The organism is Pseudonocardia abyssalis (genome assembly GCF_019263705.2).
In the GTDB taxonomy this organism is placed as follows: Bacteria; Actinomycetota; Actinomycetes; order Mycobacteriales; family Pseudonocardiaceae; genus Pseudonocardia; species Pseudonocardia abyssalis.
In genome coordinates, this window is sequence record NZ_JADQDK010000001.1 from 5,893,660 (window position 1) to 5,914,180 (window position 20,521).

General features: G+C 73.5%; 23 protein-coding genes. 8 read left to right on the plus strand and 15 right to left on the minus strand.

The genetic code is table 11. The features are described from left to right. Positions 1 to 8: 8 nt before the first annotated feature. From I4I81_RS29065 to I4I81_RS29115, 11 genes are all read right to left on the minus strand, one after another. A complete protein-coding gene (locus I4I81_RS29065; protein WP_218603195.1) occupies positions 9 to 1,289 on the minus strand; it encodes a VWA domain-containing protein in 1,281 nt (426 codons plus the stop codon). A 61-nt stretch (positions 1,290 to 1,350) separates the two neighbouring features. Further along, entirely contained in the window at positions 1,351 to 1,812 is a 462-nt protein-coding gene (locus I4I81_RS29070; protein ID WP_218603196.1) for a hypothetical protein, read from the minus strand. A 242-nt stretch (positions 1,813 to 2,054) separates the two neighbouring features. Then, complete coding sequence (locus I4I81_RS29075; RefSeq protein ID WP_218603197.1) at positions 2,055 to 2,591, minus strand: GNAT family N-acetyltransferase; 537 nt, start codon at positions 2,589 to 2,591, stop codon at positions 2,055 to 2,057. A 13-nt stretch (positions 2,592 to 2,604) separates the two neighbouring features. Next, on the minus strand, positions 2,605 to 4,368 hold the full coding sequence (locus I4I81_RS29080) for an acetyl/propionyl/methylcrotonyl-CoA carboxylase subunit alpha (protein ID WP_218603198.1): 1,764 nt from the start codon (positions 4,366 to 4,368) through the stop codon (positions 2,605 to 2,607). A gap of 115 nt (positions 4,369 to 4,483) precedes the next feature. Beyond that, a complete protein-coding gene (locus tag I4I81_RS31480; protein ID WP_308187713.1) occupies positions 4,484 to 5,767 on the minus strand; it encodes an MbnB/TglH/ChrH family RiPP precursor modification enzyme in 1,284 nt (427 codons plus the stop codon). Next, positions 5,757 to 6,647 carry a TIGR04222 domain-containing membrane protein gene (locus I4I81_RS29090; RefSeq protein ID WP_218616472.1) on the minus strand — a complete coding sequence of 297 codons (891 nt, stop codon included), beginning with the start codon at positions 6,645 to 6,647 and terminating at the stop codon, positions 5,757 to 5,759. The genes I4I81_RS31480 and I4I81_RS29090 overlap by 11 nt, the downstream gene beginning before the upstream one ends. An 89-nt stretch (positions 6,648 to 6,736) precedes the next feature. Beyond that, positions 6,737 to 7,165 (minus strand): SufE family protein, encoded by a 429-nt coding sequence (locus tag I4I81_RS29095; protein ID WP_218606197.1) that lies wholly within the window; start codon positions 7,163 to 7,165, stop codon positions 6,737 to 6,739. Continuing rightward, entirely contained in the window at positions 7,162 to 8,046 is an 885-nt protein-coding gene (locus I4I81_RS29100) for a sulfurtransferase (RefSeq protein WP_218606196.1), read from the minus strand. The genes I4I81_RS29095 and I4I81_RS29100 overlap by 4 nt, the downstream gene beginning before the upstream one ends. A 10-nt stretch (positions 8,047 to 8,056) precedes the next feature. Then, positions 8,057 to 8,674 carry a Maf family protein gene (locus I4I81_RS29105; RefSeq protein ID WP_218616473.1) on the minus strand — a complete coding sequence of 206 codons (618 nt, stop codon included), beginning with the start codon at positions 8,672 to 8,674 and terminating at the stop codon, positions 8,057 to 8,059. Between the two features lie 53 nt (positions 8,675 to 8,727). Then, positions 8,728 to 8,967: a hypothetical protein gene (locus tag I4I81_RS29110; protein WP_218616474.1), complete on the minus strand. Its 240-nt coding sequence runs from the start codon at positions 8,965 to 8,967 to the stop codon at positions 8,728 to 8,730. A 283-nt stretch (positions 8,968 to 9,250) separates the two neighbouring features. Further along, entirely contained in the window at positions 9,251 to 9,532 is a 282-nt protein-coding gene (locus I4I81_RS29115) for a DUF427 domain-containing protein (protein ID WP_218604831.1), read from the minus strand. Positions 9,533 to 9,876: 344 nt separating this feature from the next. Here I4I81_RS29115 and I4I81_RS29120 point away from each other — a divergent pair, with 344 nt between their 5' ends. From I4I81_RS29120 to I4I81_RS29135, 4 genes are read left to right on the plus strand one after another with little or no spacing between them, the layout of a single operon-like run. Continuing rightward, a complete protein-coding gene (locus tag I4I81_RS29120; protein WP_218604830.1) occupies positions 9,877 to 11,760 on the plus strand; it encodes a sensor histidine kinase in 1,884 nt (627 codons plus the stop codon). Then, complete coding sequence (locus I4I81_RS29125; protein ID WP_226363622.1) at positions 11,757 to 12,146, plus strand: roadblock/LC7 domain-containing protein; 390 nt, start codon at positions 11,757 to 11,759, stop codon at positions 12,144 to 12,146. The genes I4I81_RS29120 and I4I81_RS29125 overlap by 4 nt, the downstream gene beginning before the upstream one ends. Positions 12,147 to 12,178: 32 nt before the next feature. After that, a complete protein-coding gene (locus I4I81_RS29130; protein WP_267461535.1) occupies positions 12,179 to 12,499 on the plus strand; it encodes a DUF742 domain-containing protein in 321 nt (106 codons plus the stop codon). Beyond that, complete coding sequence (locus I4I81_RS29135) at positions 12,486 to 13,052, plus strand: GTP-binding protein (protein WP_218604828.1); 567 nt, start codon at positions 12,486 to 12,488, stop codon at positions 13,050 to 13,052. The genes I4I81_RS29130 and I4I81_RS29135 overlap by 14 nt, the downstream gene beginning before the upstream one ends. Positions 13,053 to 13,069: 17 nt before the next feature. On the opposite strand, the gene I4I81_RS29140 is transcribed toward I4I81_RS29135, so the two are convergent. Next, positions 13,070 to 13,360: an acyl-CoA carboxylase subunit epsilon gene (locus I4I81_RS29140; protein WP_308187714.1), complete on the minus strand. Its 291-nt coding sequence runs from the start codon at positions 13,358 to 13,360 to the stop codon at positions 13,070 to 13,072. Beyond that, on the minus strand, positions 13,357 to 14,994 hold the full coding sequence (locus I4I81_RS29145; protein ID WP_218604827.1) for an acyl-CoA carboxylase subunit beta: 1,638 nt from the start codon (positions 14,992 to 14,994) through the stop codon (positions 13,357 to 13,359). Before I4I81_RS29145 ends, I4I81_RS29140 begins: the two co-directional genes overlap by 4 nt. Before the next feature lie 924 nt (positions 14,995 to 15,918). Between I4I81_RS29145 and I4I81_RS29150 the strand changes: the two genes are divergently transcribed. The 4 genes from I4I81_RS29150 (at position 15,919) to I4I81_RS29165 (ending at position 19,618) form a co-directional block, all read left to right on the plus strand. Then, entirely contained in the window at positions 15,919 to 17,193 is a 1,275-nt protein-coding gene (locus I4I81_RS29150; RefSeq protein WP_218616475.1) for an FAD-dependent monooxygenase, read from the plus strand. A gap of 191 nt (positions 17,194 to 17,384) precedes the next feature. After that, positions 17,385 to 18,194: a biotin--[acetyl-CoA-carboxylase] ligase gene (locus I4I81_RS29155; protein WP_218616476.1), complete on the plus strand. Its 810-nt coding sequence runs from the start codon at positions 17,385 to 17,387 to the stop codon at positions 18,192 to 18,194. Between the two features lie 16 nt (positions 18,195 to 18,210). Continuing rightward, entirely contained in the window at positions 18,211 to 18,696 is a 486-nt protein-coding gene (locus I4I81_RS29160; RefSeq protein ID WP_218605545.1) for a PH domain-containing protein, read from the plus strand. Beyond that, entirely contained in the window at positions 18,686 to 19,618 is a 933-nt protein-coding gene (locus I4I81_RS29165; RefSeq protein ID WP_218605544.1) for a hydroxymethylglutaryl-CoA lyase, read from the plus strand. The genes I4I81_RS29160 and I4I81_RS29165 overlap by 11 nt, the downstream gene beginning before the upstream one ends. An 11-nt stretch (positions 19,619 to 19,629) precedes the next feature. Here I4I81_RS29165 and I4I81_RS29170 read toward each other — a convergent pair whose 3' ends face one another. Both I4I81_RS29170 and I4I81_RS29175 read right to left on the minus strand, forming a co-directional pair. Then, positions 19,630 to 20,076, minus strand: a complete 447-nt coding sequence (locus I4I81_RS29170) for a MaoC family dehydratase (RefSeq protein ID WP_226363623.1) — start codon at positions 20,074 to 20,076, stop codon at positions 19,630 to 19,632. Next, positions 20,073 to 20,495, minus strand: a complete 423-nt coding sequence (locus I4I81_RS29175) for a GlcG/HbpS family heme-binding protein (RefSeq protein WP_218605543.1) — start codon at positions 20,493 to 20,495, stop codon at positions 20,073 to 20,075. The genes I4I81_RS29170 and I4I81_RS29175 overlap by 4 nt, the downstream gene beginning before the upstream one ends. Positions 20,496 to 20,521 lie beyond the last annotated feature (26 nt).

A 20,521-nucleotide genomic window follows, 5' to 3' on the forward strand; every position in this document is an offset into this window, starting at 1 on the left:
CAGGGGCGTCAGCCCAGCACCCCGGCCGCCCGTGCGGCGGTGATCCAGGACGGGAACTCGGCGAGCAGCCGGTCGTAGAGCTCGGCGTCGGGGACCGCGTCGATGTCGTCGACGGCGAAGAAGCCGACGTTGTCGACACGGCGCCCGGTCATCGTGTCGAGCTTCTCCAGCACGCCGAACCGGTTGTGCCGCCCGAGCCCGACGAACTGCCAGAACACCGGCTCGTCGACGGCGGCGCGCAGCTCCCGTTCGATCTCGCGGTTGCGGGTGATCCCGCCGTCGGAGAAGAACAGCACGAGCGTCGGCACCGGGGTGGGCGTCGACGCGACGAAGGACCGGATCTGCGCGATCACCTTCGGCTCGTCGTTGGACCCGCCGACCACCGCCATGTCGACCTGCCCGGGCTCCAGGTCCCGCGGGCGCCTGCGGATCCGGAACTCCCCGACGCGCACGTGCAGCCGGACCCACTCCGGCAGGTCGTCGACGGCGAGGTCGGGCAGCCGAGCCGGGTTCGTGGCGAACGTCCAGGCCTGCAGTGCGCCGTCGTCGTCCAGGGCCGCGGCGACCGCGGCCATCCGCTCCACCACCCGGCCGACGACACCGTCGCGGTAGAGGCGGCTCATCGAGCCGGACGCGTCCAGCGCCAGCACCACGCGGGCGGCGACCCCGCGGGCCCCGTGCTCCTCCAGCGACACCACGACCTGGCGGGTGCGCAGGTCCAGGCGTTTGCGCAGGTCGATCGGCAACCGGTCCTCGACGACCGGGGGCGCGGGCTCGTCGTCGACGGTGATCCCGTGGTCTCCGGCCAGCCCGGCGAGCCCGGACGCGTACCCCTGGCCGATCGCCCGGAACTTCCACGCCCCGCCGCGGCGGTACAGCTCGCCGCCGATGAACGCGGTCTCCGTCGACGCCGTCATGGCGAACTCGGCGACGATCCCGCGCCCGTCGGCGTCGGTCAGCCGGAGCGTCAGGCCGGGGACGTCGCCGAACGTGCCGCCGTCGGCCGACGCGGCCAGCACGACGCGGTCGACGGTGTCCTCCACCCGTCCCAGGTCGACGTGCAGGGTGTCGGCACCCACGGCCTTCCCCGTGTGCCGCACCGCCCCGGACGCGTGCTCGGGCTGGTTGTAGAACACGAGGTCGGCGTCGGACCGGACGCGGCCGTCGGCGTCCAGGAGCAGGGCGGACGCGTCGATGTCGGGCAGGCCGGGACGGTCCGACCAGCTCAGGGAGACGTCGAGGCGCCGGGCGGCGACGCCGGTGTTGGCGCCCTTCGTCAGCGCGGTCATGGGGCGATCATGCCGTGCGCGGAAACCGTGGTCCGGACCACGGTTTCCGCGCACGAGGGGTTCAGCTGGCCAGGGGCACTCGGCACGAGGCCAGCGAACACAGGGTCGAGCAGTCGAGCCGGTCGTGCAGTACCGGGTCGAGGAGGGTATCCGCGAACGGCCAGTGGCCGATGAAGCGCTGCAGGTACCAGTAGACGAACACGTAGTCGGCTCGTGCGGGGTCGGCGACGAACGACGGGGTCCCGGCGAGCTTCTCGATCCACCGGGTGTAGTCGATCATCGCGGGGGCGGGGGGACGGGATGCGCGGCGGGTGTGCAGCCAGTCGTCGGCCCTGGCCCGCCAGTGGGACAGGGCGATCGGGTGGAGCGTGGCGCCGGGCAGTTCGCGCACGTTCGCGGTGAACGTACTGATCAGGACCCCGTGGCCGGTGAAGGCCGCCGAGGTCAGGGTGAGCAGGGAGTGCGGGCCCGGGATGGGCCCGTCGGTGTGGATGTGGGTCGTGACGAACGGGTCGGGGGGCATGACGGATCCTGGTCGCCTGGTGGGCCGGAGCCCTGCTGATCGGGGGCGTCCGCACGGCGCGGCCTGAGCCTGCGTGGTGCGGGGGGATCCGCGGCGCGGTCGTCCGCGTGGCGGAGTAACCGGGCCCCGTGGATGGACACACGGGTACTTCACTGCTGTCCGCTATGCACTTGTCCAGCACGGTGCGGGGTCGCTGTGGATCAACCTGGCCCGTCGACGTTAAACGCGTGTGTGTTCGGGCGTCAACGATCCGTCGCCAGGAGGCCCGTGACGACCACGTCGTGGTAGGTGCCGTCGGCCAGCCAGGCGTCGCGCATGCGGCCCTCGGGGCGGAAGCCGCACTTCTCCGCGACCCGGCCGGACGCGGTGTTGCCCGCGGCCCACAGGTAGCCGACGCGGTGCAGCCCCAGCCCGGCGAACCCGAAGCGCAGCACGGCCGACAGGGCCGTGGTGATCATGCCGGTGCCGCGGGCGGCGGGCAGGGCCCAGCACGCGGCCTCGGCCTGGGCCATCGGCAGGTCGACGTGGTCGAGCGAGACCTCGCCCAGCATCTCGCCGGTCGTGGGCTCGCAGACGGCCCAGGTATAGCGCTCGTCGCGGGCCCAGTCGAGGGCGCGGCGCCGGATGTAGGCGTCGGCCTCGGCCGGGTCGGCGGGCGGTCGGTGCCGCCAGCGCCGGATCTCCGGATCGAGGCAGGACGCGAGCACGGCCGGACCGTCGTTCATCCGGTCGTCGGCGCGCGGCACCCGGAGGTACCACGCGCCGGCGTTGATCTCCACCGCGTCCAGAGGACTAGTCCTTGATCTCGCAGATCACGGTGCCCTGGGTGACCGAGGCGCCCTGCTCCGCCGAGAGGCCCGTGACGGTGCCGTCCTTGTGCGCGGTGACCGGGTTCTCCATCTTCATGGCCTCCAGCACGACGACGAGGTCGCCCGCGGAGACGGTGTCGCCGTCGGCGACGGCCACCTTGATGATCGTGCCCTGCATCGGCGCGGTGACGGAGTCGCCCGACGCCGCGCTGCCGCCCTTGCCCCCGCCGCGCTTGCGCGGGGCCGCCTTCGCCGTGGCACCGCCGCCCCCGCCGCCGAACGCGATGTCGCCGGGCAGCGAGACCTCCAGGCGCCGTCCGCCGACCTCGACGACGACCGACTGCCGGGGCGCGGTCTCCTCGTCGGCACCCTCGCCGCCCTCGAACGGCGGGACCTGGTTGTCCCACTCGGTCTCGATCCACCGGGTGTGGACGGTGAACTCCTCACCGGCGAACGCCGGGTCCGCCACCACGGCGCGGTGGAAGGGCAGGACCGTGGCCATACCCTCGACCTGGAACTCCGCCAGCGCGCGGCGCGAGCGCTCCAGCGCCTGCGCGCGGTCGGAGCCGGTGACGATCAGCTTCGCCAGCAGCGAGTCGAACTGCCCGCCGATGACGGAGCCGGACTCGACGCCCGCGTCGACGCGGACGCCCGGGCCGGCCGGGAACGAGATCGACGTGACGGTGCCGGGGGCGGGCAGGAAGCCGCGGCCCGCGTCCTCGCCGTTGATCCGGAACTCGATCGAGTGCCCGCGCGGCTCCGGGTCCTCCAGCAGGTTCAGCTCGAGGCCCTCGGCGATGCGGAACTGCTCGCGGACGAGGTCGAGCCCGCTGGTCTCCTCCGAGACCGGGTGTTCGACCTGCAGCCGGGTGTTGACCTCCAGGAACGAGATCAGCCCGTCCTGGCCGACGAGGAACTCGACGGTGCCCGCACCGTGGTAGTCGGCCTCCTTGCAGATGGCCTTCGACGCCTCGTGGATGGTGGCGCGCTGCTCGTCGGACAGGAACGGCGCGGGTGCCTCCTCGACGAGCTTCTGGAAGCGGCGCTGCAGCGAGCAGTCGCGGGTGCCGACGACGATCACGTTGCCGTGGGTGTCGGCCAGCACCTGCGCCTCGACGTGGCGGGGCTTGTCGAGGTAGCGCTCGACGAAGCACTCGCCGCGCCCGAACGCCGCGGTGGCCTCGCGGACCGCCGAGTCGTAGAGCTCGGCGATCTCCTTCTCCTCGCGCGCGACCTTCATGCCGCGCCCGCCGCCGCCGAACGCCGCCTTGATCGCGACCGGGAGACCGTGCTCCTTGGCGAACGCGATCACCTCGTCGGAGCCCGAGACGGGGTCGTTCGTGCCGGGGACCAGCGGGGCGCCCGCGCGGGTGGCGATGTGGCGGGCGGTGACCTTGTCGCCAAGGTCGCGGATGGCCTGCGGCGTCGGGCCGATCCAGGTGATGTCCGCGTCGATGACGGCCTGGGCGAAGTCGGCGTTCTCCGACAGGAAGCCGTAGCCGGGGTGGATGCCGTCGGCGCCCGCCTGCTTCGCGGCGTCGACGACCTTCGCGATGTCGAGGTAGGACTCGGCGGCGGTCGAGCCGCCGAGCGCGAACGCCTCGTCGGCCAACCGGACGAACGGGGCGTCCCGGTCCGGGTCGGCGTAGACCGCGACGCTGCCGATGCCGGCGTCGGCGCAGGCCCGGATGACGCGGACGGCGATCTCCCCGCGGTTCGCGACGAGAACCTTGGTCAAGCGCGGCACGTTGCGGCCTCCCTGTCGATGACCGGGGATCCCGTGCCCCGGCGCAAGTTACCGGGGAGTCTAGGCATGACGGCCGCGCGCGCTGGACGAAGGCGGGTGTGGCGTGGACGACGTCTCAGATGCGGAGACGGCGACGGACCCGGGTGCGCAGCCGGGGGAGCGGGGTGCTCCGCCCGTCGTAGCGCAGGGCGGACTCGCGTTCGGCGAGCTCGCGGGCGGCGCCCGGGCCCAGGTCGTCGACGGACCGGGCGACGTCCCAGCCGTCGCGCAGGGCCCCGACCGGTTCGCACCCGTCGCGGTGCCGGGCGAACACCGAGGCCCACCGGTCGCCGTAGGACGCCGCGAGCAGCGGCCACTCGACGGCGGCCAGGCCGGCACGCTTGCGGAGCAGAGCACGCCGGGTGGCGTCGAGGCGGCCGGGGTCGACGGCCGGGGGTCGCGGACCGCCCGCCACCAGGTTCGCGACGAGCACCGTCTGCCGGTCGGTGAGGGGGGCTCCGGTGAACGACCCCGATCCCCGCGCAGCAGGACCCCGACCCGCGGGCCCCGACCCGCGCACCGCGGGGCCGCGTCTCGCAGGGGCGGTGGCGGAGCGGATCGCGGCCAGTTCGGCATGCAGGGCCGCCGCGGGCGGGTAGTGGCCGTCGCGTTCGAGCATCACCGCGGGCGGCGCGGGGAGCCGGTCGACGAGTGCGGACAGCAGCCCGAGCACGGCGTCGGGGACGGCCGCGGTGTGGGTGTCGTGGTGCAGCCCGTCGTGCTCGGCGCCGCCCGCGACGTGCACGTACGCGATGCGGTCGAGCGGGAACGACTCCAGCACGGCCTCGGGGTCCTGTCCGCGGTTGACGGCGTTGGCGTGCACGTTGGCGACGTCGAGGAGCAGCAGCGCGCCGGTGCGGTCGAGCAGCGCGGTGAGGAACTCGCCCTCGGTGTACTCGTCGTCGGGCCAGTCGAACAGGGCCGCGACGGGCTCCAGCGCGAGCGGGACGTCCAGCTCGGCCTGTGTGCGGGCCACGTTGGCGACGAGGACGTCGAGCGCCTCGCGGGAGCGGGGCAGCGGCAGGAGGTGCCCGGCGTCGCGGCCCCCGGCCCGGACGAACGCGACGTGCTCGCTCACCAGCGGCGCACCGAGCGCCGCGGCGCACGCGGCGAGGTGGGTGACGCGGCCCGCGTCGAGCGCGTCGGTGCCGCCGAGTGACAGCCGCACACCGTGCGGGACGACGGGGACACCACGCCCCCGCAGATCCGCCACCCCTCGAGGCGGATCTGCGGGAGCGAGGGACTCGGCGATGACCTCGGTGAACCCGAGGGCATCGATTGCGGACACCACGCCGGCGATCTCGGATCGCCAGCCGATACCCAGGCCCGTGGGGAGGGCCCCGGTGGCCTCAGCCACCACACCCGCCGCCGCATCCGCCGCCCCCGCCGCCCCCGCCGCCCCCGTCGCCGCCCCCGCCCCCGTCGCCGCCTCCGCCGACGTAGCCGACGTCGCCCGACCCGGTGGTCGCGCGCTGCAGGGCGAGTTCCTCGGCGAACGCCGGGTCGGAGGCCCAGAGCGCGCTCGCCCCGAAGATCCCGACGCCGAGCGCGGCGGTGGCCGGACCGTAGGCGACCCAGTCGGGGCGCTGGGCGGGGGCGAGGGCGTGGTGCTCCTGCGCGAGACGGGCCAGGAGGCGGTCACCGGCCCGGGTGCGCCGCGGCGCGCGCACCAGCAGCACGACCGTGACGAGCGAGACGGCGAGCAGGGCGACGACCAGGAACCCCACCGGCCGGCTCTCGGCCACACCGGCCAGCAGGCGCAGCAGCCCGAGCAGCGCGACCGCGCCCAGCCACCAGCCCGTCGCCCGGATCGCCCGGCGCCGCGGTTCGGACAGCAGCAGGCCTGCGGCGACGAGGCGCTTCTCGATGCCGTCGAGGGCGGAGCGGACGGGCCCGTGCAGCGGCAGCCGCGACCGCTGCACCGGGCTGCCGGTGGTGAAGTGGACGGCCCGCTCCAGCGCGTCGGCGCCCGGGGCGAGCCGGCCGACCGCGTGGATCGAGCCCTTGACCGGCGCGACCGTGCCGGTGAGGTGCATCGCCGTCAGCGCCGAGGTGACGGCGAGGTCGGCCCCGCCGTTGAGGTAGGCCACGTCGTGCCCGCCCAGGTCGTGGGCGGGACGATCGGGACCCTCGGCCAGCGCGCGACGGTGGCGCACGGCCGCGACCCCCACCACCGCGGCGAGCAGCAGGTAGCCGAGCAGGAACTCCGGCCCGCTGATGCCCCAGGTGTCACCGGCCATCGCACACCTCCTGAAGAACGTCCTCATGAGACGTCTCACAGTGTTGCGACGGGCCCCGCGTCAGGGAACGTTCTTCACCAGAACTTGAGCTACCCGGTCGCGGCGCGGACCTGCTTCTTGATCCGGCCGAGCATCGCCGACATACCCCGCAGCCGCAGCGGGCTCACCGCCTGGGCCAGCCCGAGTGCGGTGTAGAAGTCGTCGGGCACGGCGAGCACGTCGGTGGCCGGCTCGCCGTCGAGCCCCGTGTGCATGATCGACGCGAACCCGCGGGTCGTCGGGGACTCCGGCGGCGCGGAGAAGAACAGGTGGACGCGCTCGGCGTCGTCGACCTCCACCGCCAGGAACAGCGGCGACTGGCACTCGTGCACCTGCTCCATCGTCCCGGCGGCGTCGGCGAACCGCTCCGGCAGCTCCGGGAGCTCGCGGGAGAGCTCCAGGAGCAGTTCGAGGCGCTGCTTCGGGGTGACGGCGGCGAAGTCGTCGACCAGCTCGGCGAGCTGGGGCGGGAGGGTCATCCGCGCTCGGTCCCCTGGACGATCGGGACCCGCACGGCGTTGCCCCACTCGGTCCAGCTGCCGTCGTAGTTGCGGACGTGCTCGAAGCCGAGCAGGTGGGTGAGCACGAACCAGGTGTGGCTGGAGCGCTCGCCGATGCGGCAGTACGCGACCACGTCGTCCGACGCGGAGAGCCCCTGCTCCTGCTCGTAGATCGCCGCCAGCTCGGCGCGGGAGCGGAACGTGGCGTCCTCGGCGGCGGCGCGGGCCCATGGCACGCTCGCCGCCCCGGGGATGTGGCCGCCGCGGACGGCGCCCTCCTGCGGGTAGTCGGGCATGTGCAGCAGCTCGCCGGAGTACTCACCGGGGGAGCGGACGTCGACGAGAGGCTTGCCGAGGTGCGTGAGGACGTCGTCCTTGAACGCGCGGATCGCGGTGTCGTCGCGCTCCACGACCGGGTACTCGACGGCCTCGGGCTTCGGGGCGTCGGTCGTCATCTCGCGGCCCTCGGCGACCCACTTCGCGCGCCCGCCGTCGAGCATGCGGACGTCGGCGTGGCCGAACAGGCTGAACACCCACAGCGCGTAGGTGGCCCACCAGTTGTTGCGGTCGCCGTAGAACACGACGGTGGTGTCGCGGGTGATGCCGCGCTCGCCGCAGATCTCGGCGAAACGGGCGCCGTCGACGTAGTCGCGGGTGGTGGGGTCGTTGAGCTCGGTGTGCCAGTCGACCTTCACCGAGCCGGGGATGTGGCCGGTCTCGTAGAGCAGCACGTCCTCGTCGGACTCGACGACGACGAGGCCGTCGGCGCCGAGGTTCTCGGCCAGCCACGCCGTGGTGACCAGGCGCTCCGGGTGCGCGTACTCGGCGAGCTTCGGATCGGGGTCGTTCTGCAGAGCCATGCCCCACACGTTAGTCCTGTCGCCACAGGTCCGTGACCTGGACGCCGACCCCGGCGAACAGCCTGCGCACGAGCGGGAGGCTGATCCCGATGACGTTGGACGGGTCGCCGTCGACCCCCTCCACGAACCACCCGCCGAGCCCGTCGAGGGTGAACGCGCCGGCGACGAGCAGTGGCTCCCCGGTGCCGAGGTAGGCGTCGAGCTCCTCGTCGGTGGGCTCGCCGAACCGCACCACGGTGACGGCGTGCCCCTCGGCGACCCGCTCGATCTCGCCGTCGACGACCCGGAGCACCGCGTGCCCGGTGACGAGTTCGCCGGTGCCGCCCGCCATCGCCCGCCAGCGGGCGCGGGCATCGTCGGCGGTGGCGGGCTTGCCGACGAGGTCGCCGGCGAAGTGCAGCATCGAGTCGCAGCCGATGACGACGGCGTCCGGCTCGTCGGTCCGGCGCGCCACCGTGGTGGCCTTCGCGCCCGCGAGCGTCGTGACCTTCTCCGCGGGGGTGGCGCCGGGGATCGTGGCGAGCAGGGCGTCCTCGTCGACGTCGGAGACCTCGACGAGCGGGTCCAGCCCCGCCGCGCGCAGGACCGAGAGACGGGCGGGGGAGGCCGAGGCCAGAACGACGCGCACGACGCCGGACCCTACGGCCGCGACGCCGTGCGCGCCGTTCGCGGGCCGAGGGGTCAGCAGCTGCCGCCGCCCCCGCCGTCGCCCCCGCCGCCCCCTCCGGAACCGCCGCCGTCACCGCAGGAGCCACCGCCGTCGCCGCCCCAGCCGCCGGCCCAGATGCCCGCGGAACCGGCGTCGCCGCCGGAGCGAACGCGGCGGCGCCCGCCGCGGACGGCCGACCGGGACAGCCCGATGACCAGTGCGATCAGGACCACCGCGACGAGCAGTCCGACCACCAGGATCGATGCGTTCACGACACACCTCCTCGGTGGGCCGCGGCCCGCGTCCCCCCGGACGCCGGGACCGGTGCGGCCCTCGCCACGAGTGTGGGCCCGGTCACCGCATCCGGGCCAGTCACTTGATCAGGACTTAGGGAGTGTCCGACGGATCTCCAGCCGGCCGGTGACGCCCCGGGCGACCACCCCGCCGCATTCTCGTCGACGCCGATCCAACCCGGGACCGGCCACTCCTCGGGCTTGCGGAGCGGCCACCCGGAACGCCGCGACGTCGGCATGGAGCCGACGGGCAGCCCTAGGCCTAGGGCGCGACCGTGACGCCCTTCCAGAACGCGTAGTGCCCCGTGATCTGCGCGGCCGGGCCCTTCGGGGTCGGGTAGTAGAAGGCGGCGTCGGCGTTCTCCGCGCCGTCGACGACCAGGGTCTTGTAGCTCGCGGTTCCCTTCCACGAGCACACGCTGGTGTGGTCGGAGTCGCGCAGGTACTCCGCCTTCACCGAGTCGGCCGGGAAGTAGTGGTTGTTCTCGACGACGACGGTGGAGTCGCTCTCGGCGATCACGGTGCCGTTCCAGGTGGCCTTCATGGGGCCGATCCTGCCGGTGTCCGGAGGTCTGCGCACCGCGGACCACCGCCTCCCGGCCCGATCCCGACGGAGGACCGGGGGTAGGTCCGAACGGAGCAGCCCTACTGCTCCGGGACGCGGTGACGCTCCGCGCCGTCCGTGGCGCCCAGCGCACGTCGTCGGGCGCCGGATGGATCACCCGGGCCCTCGGTCGCGTGGTGCCCGTCCGCGGCGCGGTCCGTTCGGACGCCACGCGTACCCCCGTTCGCGCGGCCGGAGCGCCGACCGGCTGCTCCGCTCCGCCCAGCGCTCTGGTACGCAGCGTGATCGGGCCGTGAGCGACCCGTACGGTGCGCGGCCGAGGCATGGCGTCCGTCGTGGTCGCCGGAGGGGACAGCACGATGTACGTGGACTCGCCCGTCGATCCCGCGCCGGGCGCGGTCGACGCCGGACCGGCGCCTGCGCCGGCCCGATCCCTGTGGGACTACCTGCCCCGCGGCAACACGCTCGACGACCGGTCCTGGCACCACCGCCACCGCCTGCTGCTGCGGACGCTGGCGCTGCACCTGCCCGCGCTCGCGGTGCTGGGCCTCGCGCTCGGCAACCCGGTCCTGGTCATCGGCGCCACGCTGCTCGGTCCCGTGGCGGGTCTCGCCGCCGGCGTGCTCGTGGCCCACCGACGGCTCGCGTCGTTCTTCGTCACCGGCGGGCTGGTGTTCTGCTCCGCGGGCCTGGTCGTGCTCACCTCGGGGAGTATCGAGGCGCACTTCCACTTCTTCATCATCATCGGCTTCATCGCGCTGTACCAGGACTGGGTGCCGTTCCTGTGGAACGTCGCATTCACCGTCCTGAGCCACGGGATCGGCACGATCTGGCTCGGCGGCCTGATCTTCGCCCACCCCGCGGGCCAGGCGAACCCCTGGCTCTGGTCGGCGATCCACGGCCTCGGTGTGCTCGCCGCCTGCGTCGGCATGGTGATCTTCTGGCGGATCACGGAGGACGAGCAGTCGCAGAAGGAGGAGCTGAGCAGGCAGCTCGTCACCGCCGACGCGGAGATCGGCCGGCGGCGGTTCGCCTCCGACATGCTGGTCAACCTGGCCCGGCGTAACCAGAGCATGCTCTACCGGCAGCTGGACATCATCAACCAGCTCGAGGAGAAGGAGCAGGACCCGGACGCGCTCGCGGACCTCTTCACCCTCGACCACCTCGCCACCCGCGTCCGGCGCAACGCCGAGAGCCTGCTCGTACTGGCCGGGGAGCAGCCGCCGCGGACGTGGACGGCGCCCGTGCCGCTGCGCGACGTCGTGCGGGCGGCCATCGCCGAGACCGAGGACCTGGACCGGGTGACGACGGTGATCGACGATCGCGTGGGTGCCGTCTCCGGGCGCAGCGTCGCCGACCTCACCCACCTGCTCGCCGAGCTCACCGAGAACGCCGTGCGCTTCTCGCCGCCGGACACGACCGTGACCGTCCGCGCCCGCCCCGACCCGCGCGCGGAGAACGCGTGCCTGGTGACCGTCGAGGACTGGGGGGTCGGGATGCCGGAGGCCGACCTGGCCGCGGCCAACGAGCAGCTCGCCGACCCGCAGGACGTCGACCTCGCCGTCGCCCAGCGGCTGGGCTTCCACGTCGTCGCGCGGCTGGCGGCCCGGCACGGGATCGGCGTGTCCCTCGGTGCCACCCCCGGTTCCGGCGTCACGGCGGTCGTCGTGCTGCCCTCCGCGCTGTTCCTGTCACCGCCCGGTGGGGTTCCGCTGCCCCGCCGCGCGCCGGGGGACCAGACCCCCGCCCGGCACGCCGCCCGGTTCGACGGCGCTACGCCCGCCGCGGTCGAGCCGCCCGTCCGGACGGCCGCCCCGGTGCCCGAACCCGCCTCCGCGTGGGCGACCCCGTTCGCAGTGCCGACGGAGGGGGCGCCCTCGGGTGACTGGGAAGGCTGGTGGCGGCCGGAGACGGGCGCACCGCAGGAGCGGTTCGACGCCCCGCCGCGCCCGGTCGGCGGGCCCGTTCCGGCGGTGCCGAGCCCTCGGCCCCGGCCGGCGGCCGAGCCACCCGGCCCGGTCGAGCCCGGGCGCGGCGGGTTGCGCCGCCGCGTCCCGCAGGCGCACCTCGCGCCCGAGCTCCGCGGCCCCGCGGCGCCCGACCCGGCCGGTCCCGCGCACGACGGCGCCGCCGTCAGCGCGCTCTCGCGCTACCAGGCCAGCCGCAGCGCGGCACAGCTCGCCGTCGACAACGGAGGTGCGTCGTGACGGGGCAGCTGGACTGGATGCTGGAGGAGTTCGTCGGAAGCACCCCGGGCGTGGTGCACGGCGTGCTGGTCTCGGCCGACGGGCTGCGGCTCGCGACGTCGGCGCACGTCGGCGTGGCGCTGGGGGACCAGCTCTCCGCGGCGGCCTCGGGCCTGGTCAGCCTCGCGCGCGGTACCGCCCACCTGCTCGCGGCCGGGCCGGTGGCGCAGACGATCCTGGAGATGGCGGGCGGCTACCTGTTCGTCACGTCGATCAGCCACGGCGCGACGCTCTCGGTGTTCGCCGAGCGGCAGTGCGACATCGGGATGGTCGGCTACGAGATGACGCTGCTCGCCGCGCGGGCCGGGCACGCCCTCACCCCGGCGATGCGTTCGGCTGGGACGTGAGCGAGCACCGGCCGGACGGGCGGGTGGTCCCGGTGTACGCCATCACCCGGGGCCGGACGCGTTCGGTCGAGGGCCGGGACATGCCGGTCGAGACCCTCGTGACCGCCATCGCCGACGTCCTCCCGGGCGGACTCGACCCGGAGTACCGCACAGCTGTGGAGCTGGCCGCGCGACCGGTGTCGATCGCCGAGGTGGGGGCCGCGCTCGGCGTGCCCATCGGTGTGGCCCGGGTGGTGGTCAGCGACCTCGTCGGTGCCGGACATCTCGCGGTGCACCTGCCGCCGACGGGTGAGGGCGGGCCGGTGCCCGCGGTACTGGAACGACTGCTGGAGGGTCTGCGTGCGCGTCGATGAGGAACTGATCCCGCTCAAGGTGCTGGTCGCCGGCGGGTTCGGAGCGGGCAAGACGACGCTGGTGAGGACACTCTCGGAGATCCCGCCGCTGCTGACGGAGCAGGCCATGACCTCGGCGTCGGTGGGGGTGGACGACGCGGATCTCGTGCCCGACAAGCGGACGACGACCGTCGCGATGGACTTCGGCCGGCTCACGATCGACTCGTCGCTGATCCTGTACCTGTTCGGCACGCCCGGTCAGTCGCGGTTCTGGTTCATGTGGGACGAGCTCGCCCGCGGTTGCGTCGGGGCGGTCGTGCTCGTCGACCTGCGCCGGATCGACGACTGCTTCCCGGCGATCGACTACTTCGAGAACCGGAGGCTGCCGTTCGTCGTGGGCGTCAACCGGTTCCCGGGCGCCGACGGGCACGACCCCGTCGACGTCCGCGACGCGCTGGCGCTCGGCCCCGACGTCCCCCTGGTGTGGCTGGACGCCCGCGACGGCGACTCGGGCCGCGACGCGCTGGTTGCGCTGGTCGAGCACGCGCTCGCCCGGACCGCCGTCGCGCGCTGACGGCCCGACCTGGGCCGTCAGCGGGGCAGGTGGCTGCTCCTCCAGGCCCCGGGGCCCGGGGTGAGGACGGTGCGCATCCGCGCGGCCGGGTCCGACCACCGGTCGCGGGGCTTCACGGGGACGTCGTCGCCCCCGGCAGCCGCCGCCGCCAGCACGACGGCGAGCGCCGCCACCTCGGCGTCCGACGGCGCGCCCCGCACCACCTGGAACAGGGCGCGCCGCTGCTCGGGGGTGGCCTCGTCGCTCGTGGCGTCCTCTCCCGGACCCTCGTCGGTCGCAGCGTTGTCGGTCGCAGCGTCGTCGGTCACAGGGGGATGTTCCCGTGCTTGCGGGCCGGCGCGGCCTCGCGCTTGGTCTCCAGCGCCCGCAGTGCCCGCCCGACGTAGCCGCGGGTGTGCGAGGGCGGGATGACGGCGTCGATGTAGCCGCGGTCGGCCGCGATGTAGGGGTTCGCGAGGGTGTCCTCGTACTCCTGCTGCAGCTCCGCTCGGCGGTTGGCGAGCTCGTCGCCCTCGAGGTCCTTGAGCTCCTTGCGGTACAGGATGCTGACGGCGCCCGCGGCCCCGGTCACCGCGATCTGCGCCGTCGGCCAGGCGATGTTGATGTCGGCGCCCAGGTGCTTGGACCCCATCACGTCGTACGCGCCGCCGTAGGCCTTGCGCGTGATCACCGTGACCAGCGGGACGGTGGCCTCGGCGTAGGCGTAGATCAGCTTCGCGCCGCGGCGGATGATGCCGTTCCACTCCTGCTCGGTGCCGGGCAGGAAGCCGGGGACGTCGACGAAGGTCACCACCGGGATGTTGAAGGCGTCGCAGGTGCGCACGAAGCGCGACGCCTTCTCCGACGCGTCGATGTCGAGGCAGCCGGCGAACTGGGTCGGCTGGTTGGCGACGATCCCGACCGACCTCCCCTCGATCCGCCCGTACCCGCACACGATGTTGGGCGCGAACAGCTCGTGGACCTCGAGGAACTCGCCCTCGTCGACGACCCGCTCGATCACGCCGCGGATGTCGTAGGGGGTGTTCGCCGAGTCCGGGACGATCGTGTCGAGCTCCAGGTCGGAGTCGGTCAGGCCGTCGGCGATGGAGCCCGCGACGGGCTCGGGCGCCGGGTAGACCGGCGGTTCGGAGAGGTTGTTGCTCGGCAGGTAGCCCAGGAGCTCCTTGACGTAGTCGAGCGCGTCGGCCTCGTCGCTGCCCAGGTAGTGCGCCACGCCGGACTTGGTGTTGTGGGCCCGGCCGCCGCCCAGGTCCTCCATCTCGACGTCCTCGCCCGTGACGGTTTTGATCACATCGGGGCCGGTGATGAACATGTTGGACGTGCCGTCGACCATCACGATGAAGTCGGTGAGGGCGGGGGAGTACACCGCTCCACCCGCCGACGGGCCCATGACCAGCGAGATCTGCGGGATCACGCCGGAGCTGCGGACGTTGCGGACGAAGATCTCGCCGTAGAGGCCGAGCGCGACCACGCCCTCCTGGATACGCGCGCCGCCACCGTCGTTGATGCCGATCATCGGGACGCCGGTCTTGAGCGCCAGGTCCATGACCTTGACGATCTTCTCGCCGTAGACCTCGCCGAGCGCACCGCCGAACACGGTGGCGTCCTGGCTGAAGATCGCCACGGGGCGGCCGTCGATGGTGCCGGTGCCGGTCACCACACCGTCGCCGAAGGGGCGCTTGGCGTCCATCCCGAAGTTCGTGGAGCGGTGCCGGGTCAGCGCGTCCAGCTCGACGAACGACCCCTCGTCGAGCAGCTGGTCGATGCGCTCGCGCGCGGTCTGGCGGCCCTTGGCGTGCTGGCGCTCGATCCCCGTACCCGGGTCGACGGCCTCGGCGGCGCGTCGGTAGAGGTCGGCGAGCTTGCCTGCGGTGGTGTGGATGTCAGGTTCGTCGGCGGCAGCGCCGGACGCATCACCGATCGGCTCCGTTGCGGCGGTCATGGCCGGGAAGCCTAACCGGCCGGTAACCGGACGTCCGTGCGTGCCTGGTCACGTCCGGGGCTGCGGATGCCCCGATCGGACGGCAGCATTGGGGGTGACGCGAAGGTTCGGCAATCCGTGAGCTAGCAGACTGCCGTCACCGGAACGGGTATCCCCGTTCCAGTCAGATCTGTCAGCCCGAGACACGGCCGGCCCTTGACCGCAGTCCTTGCTTGCTCAGAAGTCGCAGGTCCGTAGATCGCTGCGCCGCCGGCGCAGGCAATACCTCCGGGTGGCGGAATGAATCCACACGCGGACCCGAGAACTGCCACTGCTGCGGTATACCCGCCCGTTGCCACAGTGGCTGTCTCCTCGGGGCAGCACCACGCAGTAGCCCCGCTGGGGAAGGCATCCGCTTCCGGGTCTTGCCGCAGGGACGACTGACGACGTCCTTGACGCCTGCGGGGACGCCACCTGCTGTCGAGCCGCGGAGGGTGGAGCCGCACTTCTCTGCATGTCCGCAGGCGAAGTCGCAGAGGCAACTGAGGTGCCGAACGCACACATCGGCACGAAAGCCGCTACAGCGCATCCGGCGGTGGTTGACGCTTGCTCGATGAGATCCATCCGACCCCCCGGTCGGATCGCGATCGCGATTCTATGATCTTGCGTCTCCAACGCTGGCGACGGGTTTGTGGGCGTGCAGCCCCTGATCGAGTTCCTGTCCATCCGGGAGCGGACCTCATGAATGGATCAGATCGTCGATTATGAAGAGGTCGAGTTGTCAATCCTGGGCGCTACCGATCCTGATGTCTGACTGCGAGTCGGTAGAGCCGCATCGGAGGCGGTGTGCAGGGGTCCCCACGTCCGGTCGTGACCGGTCCTCCGCGACGGAGTTGTCGGGGCCGTACTACTCTCTCGATAGTCGAGACATTTGAGGAGTGAGAGATGGACGCGACGGACTGCGTGGTCGTCGGTGGCGGGCCGGGAGGGGCGGTGCTCGCCTACCTCCTGGCCCGGGCCGGACGGCGGGTCACGCTGCTGGAGGCGCGGTCGGACTTCGCGCGGCGCTTCCGGGGCGACTCGCTCGCCCCGCCCGTCATGGACTGGCTCGACGCGCTGGGCCTGGCCGACGACGTGCTCGCCCGCCCGCACGCCACGGCCGACGCGTTCACCTGGCACACCCCGACGACGGCCTACCGGATCGCCGACTACTCGACCGCGAGCACCCGCTTCCCGCACTACGTCCTGCTCCCGCAGCCGGAGTTCCTCGGCCTGCTCACCGAGCGGGCGGCGGCGTACCCCGGCTTCCGGCTGGAGATGTCGGCGCGGGTGAACGAGCTCGTCGAGGAGGACGGGCGGGTCCGCGGTGTGCGCTACCGGGCCGCCGACGGGCAGACCCGGGAGCTCCGCGCGCCGCTCGTCGTCGGGGCGGACGGGCGGTTCTCGCAGGTCCGGCGCATGGGCGGGTTCGACACCGAGGAGCTCGGCGCCGGGCTCGACATCCTGTGGTTCGAGGTCCCGCGTCGCGACGGCGACCCGCCGCTCTCGGGCCTGGACTACTTCGCCGTGCCGGGTGCCGCGATCGTCGCGCTCGGGCAGGGTGCCACCTGGCAGCTCGGCTACATCATCCCGACGGGGACGGTCGCGCAGGCTCGGGAGGCGGGGGTGGAGCCGGTGGTGGCGCTGGCCCGCGACCGGATGCCGTGGCTCGGCGACCGGCTCGACGCCCTCACCGCGTTCACCGACCTCACGCTGCTCAACGTCCGGATCACCCGCCTACCGAGCTGGTACCGGCCCGGGCTGCTGTTGCTCGGCGACGCCGCGCACGTCATCTCCCCGGTGGGCGGCAACGGCATCAACATCGCGATCGCCGACGCCGCGGACGCGGGCAACACCCTCGCCCCCCTCCTCGCGGGTCCCCGCCCCGCGAGTCGGGGTTCTTCCGCCCCCGAGTCGCCGGATCCGGCGTCGCTGGACTCCGCGTGCCGGGAGTTCGCGGTGCGGCGCCGGGCGGTGTCCGACGCCGAGCAGCTCTCGCAGGTCCGTGCCGAGCGGGGGAGCCTGGACCGGATGGAGCGCGGCGACCCGCGGCCGGTGTGGCCCCTGCGCCTGGCCGCCTCCGTGCCCGCGATCTCCCGGACGCTCGGGAAGCGGACGGCGTCGGCCATCGCGATCCCGCCCCCGACCGCCGACGTGCTGGGAGCCCCCGCCGCCCGGTGATCGGCGCCTGGTGATCGCCGTGGCCCGCGCGGTACCGCCCCGAGGACGGCCGCGCCGGCCGTGGGGCCGTCGGTGATCGGCGGACCGATGGGCGGATCGGGGTGCGCGTCCGGCGACCCCGGGCCGCCACCGGTCGCGGATGCGGCGGTCCGGCCCACGTCGCACGGGCGGCGCCGGTAGCGTCCCTGCACATGAACCGCACCGCGCAGCCGCTCGACGCCGGGGCGCTGCGCGCCGCTCTCGTCGGACCGTGGGCGCAGCTCGACGTGGTCGAGCGCACCGGTTCCACCAACGCCGACCTGATGGCCGCCGCACTGGCCGGTGCCCCCGACCGCACCGTGCTCGTCGCCGAGCACCAGGAGGCGGGGCGGGGGCGGCTGGCGCGTAGCTGGGTGTCGCCGCCCGGGTCCGGGCTCACCGTGAGCGTGCTGTTCCGCCCGAACGGCGTCTCGCCGTCGCGGTTCAGCTGGCTGCCGCTGCTCGCCGGCCTGGCCGTGCTCGACGCCGTCCGGGCGTTCACCGACGCCCCGGCCGGGCTCAAGTGGCCCAACGACCTGCTCGTGGGCGCTGCGCCGCGCAAGGTCGCCGGGATCCTCGCCGAGGTGGCCGACCCGTCGCGGCCCGCGGTCGTGGTCGGCATCGGGCTCAACGTCGACTCGGCTCCGAGCGACCAGCCCGGCGCCACCTCGCTGGCGGCCGAGAGCGGACGGGAGATCGACCGCACCGCCGTGCTCGTCGAGCTGCTCACGCGGCTCGTCGCGCGGGAGGCGGAGTGGCGCGACGGCCGCGGCGACCCCGACGTCACCCGCCTGCGCGCCGACTACCGGGCCGGCTGCCTGAGCCTGGGCTCCCCGGTGCGGGTGGAGCTGCCGGGCGGTACGTCGGTCAGCGGTATCGCCGAGGACGTCGACGCCGACGGCAGGCTCCTGCTGCTCGACGCCACGGGTCATCGCCGCGCGGTCGCCGCCGGCGACGTCGTGCACCTGCGCCCCGCGGAGTAGCCAGTACGGTTCTCCCGTGGCCTACCCCGATGATCTTCTCGTCGACGGCGAGCGGATCGTGCTGCACAAGCACCCCCACGGGAAGATGCTGATCGTCCCGGTCCTCGTCCTGCTGCTCGTCGTCGCGCTGTGCGTGTTCGTGGCCGCACTCGTGCGCGAGCAGGCCTGGGCGCCGATAGCGTGGGTCGCGCTCGGCGTCGTCGGCGCCGGGCTGGTGGTCTGGCTGACGCTGATCCCCGTCGTCCGCTGGCGCAGCACGCACTTCGTCGTCACGACGCGCCGCGTGCTCGTCCGGGAGGGCGTGCTGTCGCGCACCGGCATCGACATCCCGATGAGCCGGATCAACAGCGTCCAGTTCCGGCACACCATCCTGGAGCGCTTCCTCGGTTGCGGCACGCTCGTGATCGAGTCGGCGTCCGACGAACCGCTCGAGTTCACCGACGTGCCGCAGGTGGAGAAGGTCCACGCGCTGCTCTACCAGGAGGTCGCAGATGACACGTGAGCTGCCACAGACCGTCGCCGGGACCGAGCTGCCCGACGCCGTCACGATCTACGAGGTCGGGGCCCGCGACGGCCTGCAGAACGAGAAGACGGTGGTGCCCGTCGAGGTGAAGGCGGAGTTCCTCGACCGTCTCGCCGGCACCGGCCTGCGCACGCTGGAGGCCACGAGCTTCGTGCACCCGAGGTGGGTGCCGCAGCTCGCCGACGCCGCCGACCTCCTGGCCCGCCTCACGCGCGCGCCCGGTGTCGACTACCCCGTCCTGGTCCCCAACGAGCGCGGCCTGGACCGGGCGCTGGAGTCCGGTGTCGAGCACGTCGCGGTCTTCGCGAGCGCCACCGAGACGTTCGCGCAGCGCAACCTCAACCGCTCCCTCGACGAGCAGTTCGCGATGTTCGACGCCGTCGTCACCCGGGCCGTCGCGGAGGGCCTGCGGGTGCGCGGCTACGTGTCGATGTGCTTCGGCGACCCGTGGGAGGGGGCCGTCGACCCGGCGCAGGTGGCCGCGGTCGGGCGCCGCCTCGTCGAGATGGGCTGCGACCAGCTCTCCCTGGGCGACACGATCGGCACCGGCACCCCCGGCCACGTCGACGCGGTGCTGGACGCGTGCGTCGCGGGCGGTGCGCCCGTCGAGCGGATCGCGGTGCACTTCCACGACACCTACGGGCAGGCCCTGGCGAACACGCTCACCGCCCTGCGCCGGGGTGTCACGACGGTCGACGCGAGTGCGGGCGGTCTCGGTGGCTGCCCCTACGCGGAGTCGGCGACGGGCAACCTCGCCACCGAGGACCTCGTCTGGATGCTCGACGGGCTGGGGATCGCGCACGGCGTCGACCTCGACGCGCTCGTCGCCACCAGTGCGTGGATGGCCGGGCAGCTGGGGAGGCCGTCGCCGTCGCGGGTGGTGCGCGCGCTGTCCGGGTGACCCGGGCCCGGTCAGTCGCGGGTGCCGAACATGCCCGTGAACGTACTGCGGAAGACCTCGGTGTCGCCGCGGTGCAGCTGCGCGCGCAGCTTCACCAGACCGAGCCCGGGCCTGCTCCTCGACCTGCGGGCCTCGAGGATCTCCATCGTGGCCCGCAGCTCGTCGCCGGCGAACACCGGCGCGGGCCAGGCGATGTCCTCGCCGCCGGGGGAGCCCAGCGAGGTGGCGCGGTTGAGCACCGAGTCGACGTAGAGGCGCATCCACAGCCCCGCGGTGAACCAGCCCGACGCGGCGAGCGCACCGAACAGTGAGGCCGCGGCGGCGTCGTCGTCGAGGTGGAAGGGCTGGGGGTCGAACCGGCGGGCGAACGCGACCATCTCGTCGCGGTCGACCACCGTGGTGCCCAGCTCGAACACCCGGCCGGTGGTGAGGTCCTCGAAGGCGAGCTCCGGACTCACGCCAGCGCCGCCAGACCGGCCTCGGCGACCTGCTGGTCCTGCGACCAGTGCCCGCCGCTGACGCCGATCGCACCGACCACCGCCCCGTCGACCCGGATCGGGTAGCCGCCGCCGAAGATCACCAGCCGGTCGATGCCGGTGGGGGCACCCGCGGCGAGCGGCGCGTCGTCGGAGATGAAGCCGTGCCACTCGTGCGTCGGCATCCCGAACCCGACCGCGGTGTACGCCTTGTCCTGGGCCACCTGCGAGGACGGCAGTGGCGCTCCGTCCATCCGGGAGAACGCCTTGACGTTGCCGCCGGGGTCGGTGACGGCGACGCACATCGGCACGCCGATCTCCGCGGCCTTCGCCTCCGCCGCCGCGATCACGCGGTGTGCGGCGTCGGTGGTGATCGTTGCGACGTCCACGGTGTCGGCCACGGTGCCTCCTGTGCTCGGGGTGGAGC

Excerpts from the sequence above, each read along its gene's own strand:
- I4I81_RS29065 (WP_218603195.1), bottom strand. The coding sequence starts at position 1,289 with ATGACCGCGCTGACGAAGGGCGCCAACACCGGCGTCGCCGCCCGGCGC.
- I4I81_RS29070 (WP_218603196.1), bottom strand. The coding sequence starts at position 1,812 with ATGCCCCCCGACCCGTTCGTCACGACCCACATCCACACCGACGGGCCC.
- I4I81_RS29090 (WP_218616472.1), bottom strand. The coding sequence starts at position 6,647 with ATGGCCGGTGACACCTGGGGCATCAGCGGGCCGGAGTTCCTGCTCGGC.
- I4I81_RS29095 (WP_218606197.1), bottom strand. The coding sequence starts at position 7,165 with ATGACCCTCCCGCCCCAGCTCGCCGAGCTGGTCGACGACTTCGCCGCC.
- I4I81_RS29100 (WP_218606196.1), bottom strand. The coding sequence starts at position 8,046 with ATGGCTCTGCAGAACGACCCCGATCCGAAGCTCGCCGAGTACGCGCAC.
- I4I81_RS29115 (WP_218604831.1), bottom strand. The coding sequence starts at position 9,532 with ATGAAGGCCACCTGGAACGGCACCGTGATCGCCGAGAGCGACTCCACC.
- I4I81_RS29120 (WP_218604830.1), top strand. The coding sequence starts at position 9,877 with ATGGCGTCCGTCGTGGTCGCCGGAGGGGACAGCACGATGTACGTGGAC.
- I4I81_RS29145 (WP_218604827.1), bottom strand. The coding sequence starts at position 14,994 with ATGACCGCCGCAACGGAGCCGATCGGTGATGCGTCCGGCGCTGCCGCC.
- I4I81_RS29150 (WP_218616475.1), top strand. The coding sequence starts at position 15,919 with ATGGACGCGACGGACTGCGTGGTCGTCGGTGGCGGGCCGGGAGGGGCG.
- I4I81_RS29155 (WP_218616476.1), top strand. The coding sequence starts at position 17,385 with ATGAACCGCACCGCGCAGCCGCTCGACGCCGGGGCGCTGCGCGCCGCT.
- I4I81_RS29165 (WP_218605544.1), top strand. The coding sequence starts at position 18,686 with ATGACACGTGAGCTGCCACAGACCGTCGCCGGGACCGAGCTGCCCGAC.